A 6,566-nucleotide genomic window follows, 5' to 3' on the forward strand; every position below is an offset into this window, starting at 1 on the left:
CCTACCAATCCCTATCAAAAAAACTCTGACACTTTTCCCTCTGAGGACAAATATCGCATAAATACTCATGCTCCGTTGCTGGAGGTGGGTCTGGTTGAGACTCCTCCCACCTTAACCACACCCGCATCTCCTGTAACTTAGCAGGAATTAAACTCTCCACCATATTCTCAAGTTTTTCCCATGAATAATGATACTCTCCAAACTCAGGCAAAACCCAATAAACAACCGCATTAACAGGCACTTTTTTCTTTTGCTTCAGTAGAAAACTATACAAAGCAACCGCCATTAACTGAGACGATACTTCTACAGTTTCATAAGTCTGATAATTAACCACACATAAACGACGATACTCAAAATCAAAAATTAAATTATTAACTTTTCCTGTTAACTTTTGATTCTCACCATCTGGTATTTTAAAAGTATAATCTAGTAGTATTTCCCTTGTAATTAATGTGCGACGAACTACAATACTTTCATGGCAGTAACGCCGATTTTTAACAATAATTTTAGATATATTTAAAATTAGTTTAATTAAGACCTGCCAACTTTGATAGAGTGCTGTTGCTAGACTAGAATCCTTTGTAATTATTGTGTCTAAATAAGGAAAGAAAATCAACTCATAAAATAATTGTTGTATTTGATTAGCGATCACTTCTACCATCAATTCCTCAAACTTCCCCTTAAACAAAGCTTGAATCCTAGATTCTTCTCTAATCATATTAATCAACTGATTAGCTAAGTCGAGAAAAGCACTATCAATTTCCTGGATATAATCTTTTGGCAAAAATATATGGTCGCCCCCAAAACGTTGTTTGAGATAAAATAAACGCGGGCACTCAAAAGCAACTTTAACATTGGTAACACTGAATGGGGGAGACTGTAGTTGAGGTTTATTAGTTATTGGCATTGACAAACTATCCTGATTTTCCAGGTTTTTAAGCAGTTAAGATCACTAAAAAAATTTCAAAAACTATCAGTTTGATCTACTAAATATTGATTTTAATTTATCGTTCCTAACTTTAATTAAATGTTCGTTATTAAATAGGAATAAAACAAACTAGTTTTCGATCTAATTTTGATGTAGGAGTAATATTTTTGATTTTCTGTTCTCCTTCAAGTTCCTCAATAATTGTATAAATTTTTGACTGCTCTATGTTAATAAATTTATTTAGTGTATTTTCAATTATGTTTTTGCGCTCCATAAAACATTCTGTTTTAATTAAATTTACCACAAAATCCTTCACCTCATCTAAATCTGATAAATCTGAATCGCTTTGTTGTTCTTGATTATCTGTTGAGTCAACTACAGATAAATCTCGTAATAGACTACAACTGTTTAAAATCTGTGATTCACAAATTATTTCTTCTAACTCTTTGAGACTAATAATCTTACCTTCAATCATTAATTCATTAGCTAGAGCAGCATTCACCAAACTATGATATGTAGCCAAAAAATATACAGATTTCAGGTTGGGCTGAATATGACAATTTTTCAACCTACCCTTAAAAATTTTTCTATATATTCTATTGCTCATATTTTTGGCATTTCCAACCTCAGCAGCTCTCACTAGATATAAAGTTTGGCATAAACTTTTATCTGCCACTTTCTGGCAAGCATTCATAGTATTATAAAAACTATTCATATTTTTATCTTCTGTCCAAACAACACCGATAATTCCCTCTTTATTTTGTTGTTGATAGCTCAAAGAATGACTAGCATATTTACCGCTTAATAATTTAGTTTTTACCTCTTTACATTCTACAGCAATTAATACTTCTTGTAGCATTCTAATCAATTCTTGTGCTGCAAAATCGGTAATTTTATTAATTTTTTTCTGAGTTTTTTGATATTTATCTTGCCAAATTAATTTAAAAGTTTCTAATTTTGTTTCTGGTGTTAATTTTTGGACATTTCCTGACTCATATAATAATTTGTTTTTGTATCGATCGTATTCCTTACGTCCCAATTCCAATATATTACGAGGCAGAGTTTTACCTCTAGAAAACTTCTGTTCTAATATTTCTGTTGACAAAGGAAATATAGGTGATTTAGGCTTTGGTTTTGCCAGAGAATGCAAAGGGATCAAACGAGCTGCCAATATTGCTTTTCCCTGTTCTAAAGTAATTGGTTTAAGATGAAAATATCCAGCATTTACTCTAGTTTTATCTGCAGGTTGAATCCATTCATAATTTTGTTTCCATGTACTCGTAATAATACTAATAATTATCAGAAAATTTTGTGGACAATGAGTATGAATACTAGAATTGACATTAAATAATGCTTGTAAATCTAACGAGCCATCCAATAACCGAGGAATATTATCAAGATTATCAAAACATAAAATAATCGGTTGAGATGCAGCCGAAATAATTCCCAAATTCGTCATAATTTTCTGAGCAGAATCTTCAGAATCTATACTACTTTTAATTCCCAAAGATTTTAAATCATCTTCGTCCAAATTGTCCCCCCGTAACCACTCACAAGCAATCGATATGTAATTTGAATTTAACAGATGATAAAAGGCGCTGAAAAAATCATTAGGATTATAAATTCCAGAAGAATAAATACCTTTGAGATTTCTAATAAATACTTTTCTTTCACCAATAATTTTTTGGAATAAACTACTATTTTGTGAATCTAGTAGACCTTTTAACCATAGTAACAACTGAGAATCTGTTTGACCCTCTGGAGTTTTCATCAGAGAGTCTACTGTTTGACGCAAAATATGACGCCAAATGTAATCACTATCAGGCCAAGGATCAATATAAACGAAAAAAGCTTTTGTGTTGAATAATTTTTTGATTCTTCCTAAAAGATAACTTTTACCAGAACCAGAGTCACCAGTCAGTATCAAAGTTCGGGGACGATTTTCCTGGGCAACCTGCTCTAGCACTGTTTCTATATCAGAGATAATATTTTGATGGATAGAATCGACATTCCAGTTAGGATTTTGTTGCTCTTGCCAAAAATTAATAGTATAAAGAGTTACTTGATCGAAAGGATTGGTTTCTCTTTGAATAATCTGATCTATAGATGTCATACTATAAACTGGTAATATTTTTTGGACTGGTTAGAGAATTACGATAGCAGATATAGGAAAATTGGTGTTGCTGAAGCGCGTGTATGATATTAATCTTAATGATTTAGGAGTCAGGAGTCAGGAGGGAAGAAAGAGTAGTAGAAGGAGAAGGTTTTTTGTTCACGCTCTTATCCATTAGCGTAGCTCCCCCGGAGGGGACACAGGATATTATACCTCAAATCACCAACACCGGAAAATTTAGTAGGGAATTATAAAAAACAAACTTCCACCAATATCTTGAGGTATACCTGCTTCAAATTGTTCTGGAGTGTAGGAGCTTACTTCTTGTAAGGAGCTTAATTCTATCTGGTCACTTTTTTCTAGACGGTAAAGTGCTAGATCTAGTTCTTCTCTAGATAAAGGAGGTTGTAATTTGTGTCGCAGATGAAAAATGGGTAGATAGTTATTTGTGCCTAGATTTTGGTCTAAATCTCGAATCACAGCTAAAATCTCAGAGTCAGTGGGTTGATCAGGCATCTTGGAAAACTGCTGTTTTTCTTGTTTAGGGAAGTAAAGCGAACAGTTAGTACGCATTAAATCAAGATAGTCGCTTAACATTTTTAAGGATATCTCTTTTGCAGTGCTGCGAGAAGAATATTCTTGGCACAAAAATTGCTTTCCTTTTTCTGTCAACCAAACATCTTTGATTTTTTGATCTATAACTTTAATCAAACCTTGCTGTAGTAAGTCTGTGATAACAGCTTTCCTATAGCTAGTATCAAGACCAGTCTCCGCTGGAGAAATAGCAGCTTTAGCAGTTGCTTTGAGCACTTTCAATTCTTCGGTGGTAAGTAAGTTAACAGCTTTTTTATTATTTAGGAGTGATTTTCCTTGAGGTGCTATATTAATTTTTGTAACTTCTCCAGTAAATTTTACCAACCCTCGATCGCAAAGTCTGGAGCAAATTTCATTTTTCTCAGAGACCTTCATTTCAGACTCTAGTTGAATTTTAGTAAAAGATACTTGATAATTTTTATAGCTCAGTAATTTTAATAGAAATTTTAAATCCTTAACATCCATGCGATCGTCTGTTCCTCACTTGCAAAAATCAACCAATTAATATTATTATTAATCAGATAGGTACACCTTGACTATTTTTTGCAAAAAAGTTAAAAAATAACTACAGATATTTGGATGGAGTAATGCGATCGCTCCCTGATATGGCCATAAAATCTACTGCCATAAGCTAATTTAATTCAGAGTAATTGAAGCAGAGCGCCATTCCTACAATCCTAACTGGGTAATACCTAGTCAAAATTGTAGTCTTAAAGTGATAACTGCAACAAAAGGTAGTATAGCAAGGAACGAGTTGGTCAGGACTTATGTTAATGATGAACCGTAAGACAGAGAAATACTTTTCCCATGCGTCTGTCCCACCCCGCGGGGTCACACCGCTGTTCCCTGCTATAAGTGTTGACTGAGTTCATAGCAAAAAATCAATTGCTACTAAGATGATAAATTATTTGTCTTCCATAGTCAATGAAAGTATGCTAAAGTAACTTTGTGAAAGTAAAATCTGGGTAAGAAAAAAAATAAACTAAGGCATAGCAAAAACTAACAAGTTCAAAAAGTAATGTTGGAGATCGTACTTACTTATAGCTGTATGAATTTCTAGCCTGAGAATTAATTATAATTTCCCAGATTATGCAATAATCATAAGTCCTGTTTGGCAGCACTAAGCAGTTTGCTCACCTCCCGACACTTAATCCTATTTTATCAAACTGTGATGAAATTATGGTTTTTCCAATAGCTGTAATAGCTGGAAATCTTGAATTTATCATCAAAAGTGATAAATGAGGAGCCACAAAAAAAATGTAACCGGGAGAATGCTATCTAGGCAGTATTAGCCCAAAACCTTTATTTGATTTTAGGAACCAAGGAAAGTTGAAAGCAAATGGTTTCATCAACGAAGCGAAAAAATCGACAAGAAGATTTACCAGTACAACCAGTAAGTTTGGAATTGACTCCCATATCCCAAATCACTGTACCAGACTCTCAGGTAAGAGATATTCCTGCTGAAAGACATGAAGCTCTAGTTAAGAGTCTTTCTGAACAAGGCAGTAACTTAATCCCATTAATTGTGAGATTGACAGATCATGACGATTCCGAGCAGCAATACGAAATAGTTCGTGGTGCTGATTGGTATCAAGTTGCAAAAGAAGCTGAAATCAAGGAACTATGGGCCTGGATTTATGAAATGACAGATGAACAAGCAAAGATAGCTGTGGCAGAGATAGAGCAGTTAACTCAACCACCTGTTGTAGAAACACCAGACTTTGAGCATCTAATGCAACAACTTGAGGTATCATTCGATAAAAAAGTAGATTCTCTCACAAAAAAAATCGATCAATCTATCAAGAAAAATGAGGAGGTACTCAAAAAACAAGTAAAATCTTTGCAGGTTCGAGGGACGGATGTTGTTCAAATTGAACAGCTCAAAAATTTGATTACAAATCTAGAAAATTCAGTTAACGATAAGGTAGAAAAATTGGCAAGAAAAATCACAAGCTCAACAACAAATAAAACAACCTCTAATTCTTTATCAGGAGTGAATGTGGACTTATTATCAAAACAACTTGACGATCTCGATAAACAAATAGAGAAAAAACTGGAAGGAATTGTCAAAACAATTAATCAGTTCTCCCAGTTAGTTCAAGATATTGAAGATGACTTAAAAACTCAAGTATCTGCGGTTCGGCGTCAATTACAAACAATACCAGAAGCCACTTCTACCGAAGAAGTTGCAACTAAAGCTGAGACACCGCGTAAGACAACAACCAAGAGTAAACCAAGTTCTACATCATCAAGGTCTAAGTCGAGTACAACAAAAACTACTACTAGAAAGACTAAAGCTCAAGCTGCTGCAGAACCAGAAGTTCCCATTGATGATTATGATACCAAATCACTCAGACAACTGAAGAAAATTGCCCAAGAGCGGAAACTTCGTGGCTATGCGCGTATGAAACGTCCTGAAATTCTCAAAGCTCTCCGAGAAGCTGACGCTGCTGCTAGTTAGGATGAGTGTAATCCGAGTATCAGTAGTGTAAAATAGCGCAGGCAGTTAGCCTGCGTCAAAAATTCAGTCAAAAGTTGCTCATCACAATAGGCACTGCCTCCTAATATAATTGTTAAATTTACGGAGAGTTTCAATCACCGTTTTGAACATCTGTTAAAGGAACGAAGAGTAACTTTTGACTATATTGCTATGACTAATATAGCAGAAGGAAGAAAGAAAAATCTTATGTTGCCTGAGTTTTAAGCTTTTGATCTTTCCTAAGCTTTCCTTCGACTGCTATAAATTTATATTTATCTTTTGTGTGGCGGGTTTACAGCGCTTTTCATTTAAGTAGACCACAGTAAGGACGTTCTGGAACGTCCCTAAAGGATTTTGATTGTGACGATGTGGTTTCAATATGAAAACCGCTGTAATATCAAATCCGGTAGCATCGGAGTAATTAAACCTGAATTTTCGGCCACCAATGGTAC

At 34.3% G+C, this 6,566-nt stretch carries 4 protein-coding genes; 1 reads left to right on the forward strand and 3 read right to left on the reverse strand.

What is annotated here, in order from left to right:
• Position 1: 1 nt before the first annotated feature.
• From D5R40_RS13725 to D5R40_RS13735, 3 genes are all read right to left on the reverse strand, one after another.
• Complete coding sequence (locus tag D5R40_RS13725) at positions 2 to 907, reverse strand: PD-(D/E)XK nuclease family protein (protein WP_124145656.1); 906 nt, start codon at positions 905 to 907, stop codon at positions 2 to 4.
• Between the two features lie 130 nt (positions 908 to 1,037).
• Positions 1,038 to 3,041 carry an ATP-binding protein gene (locus D5R40_RS13730; protein ID WP_124154771.1) on the reverse strand — a complete coding sequence of 668 codons (2,004 nt, stop codon included), beginning with the start codon at positions 3,039 to 3,041 and terminating at the stop codon, positions 1,038 to 1,040.
• A 237-nt stretch (positions 3,042 to 3,278) separates the two neighbouring features.
• On the reverse strand, positions 3,279 to 4,010 hold the full coding sequence (locus tag D5R40_RS13735) for a hypothetical protein (protein ID WP_240039003.1): 732 nt from the start codon (positions 4,008 to 4,010) through the stop codon (positions 3,279 to 3,281).
• A 964-nt stretch (positions 4,011 to 4,974) separates the two neighbouring features.
• Here D5R40_RS13735 and D5R40_RS13740 point away from each other — a divergent pair.
• Positions 4,975 to 6,096: a Rho termination factor N-terminal domain-containing protein gene (locus D5R40_RS13740; protein WP_124145671.1), complete on the forward strand. Its 1,122-nt coding sequence runs from the start codon at positions 4,975 to 4,977 to the stop codon at positions 6,094 to 6,096.
• Positions 6,097 to 6,566 lie beyond the last annotated feature (470 nt).

It is taken from the genome of Okeania hirsuta, assembly GCF_003838195.1.
GTDB lineage: Bacteria > Cyanobacteriota > Cyanobacteriia > Cyanobacteriales > Microcoleaceae > Okeania > Okeania hirsuta.

Bases quoted from the DNA above. Each gene is read 5' to 3' on its own strand.
- D5R40_RS13725 (WP_124145656.1), bottom strand. From the start codon at position 907: ATGCCAATAACTAATAAACCTCAACTACAGTCTCCCCCATTCAGTGTT.
- D5R40_RS13730 (WP_124154771.1), bottom strand. From the start codon at position 3,041: ATGACATCTATAGATCAGATTATTCAAAGAGAAACCAATCCTTTCGAT.
- D5R40_RS13735 (WP_240039003.1), bottom strand. From the start codon at position 4,010: ATGAAGGTCTCTGAGAAAAATGAAATTTGCTCCAGACTTTGCGATCGA.
- D5R40_RS13740 (WP_124145671.1), top strand. From the start codon at position 4,975: ATGGTTTCATCAACGAAGCGAAAAAATCGACAAGAAGATTTACCAGTA.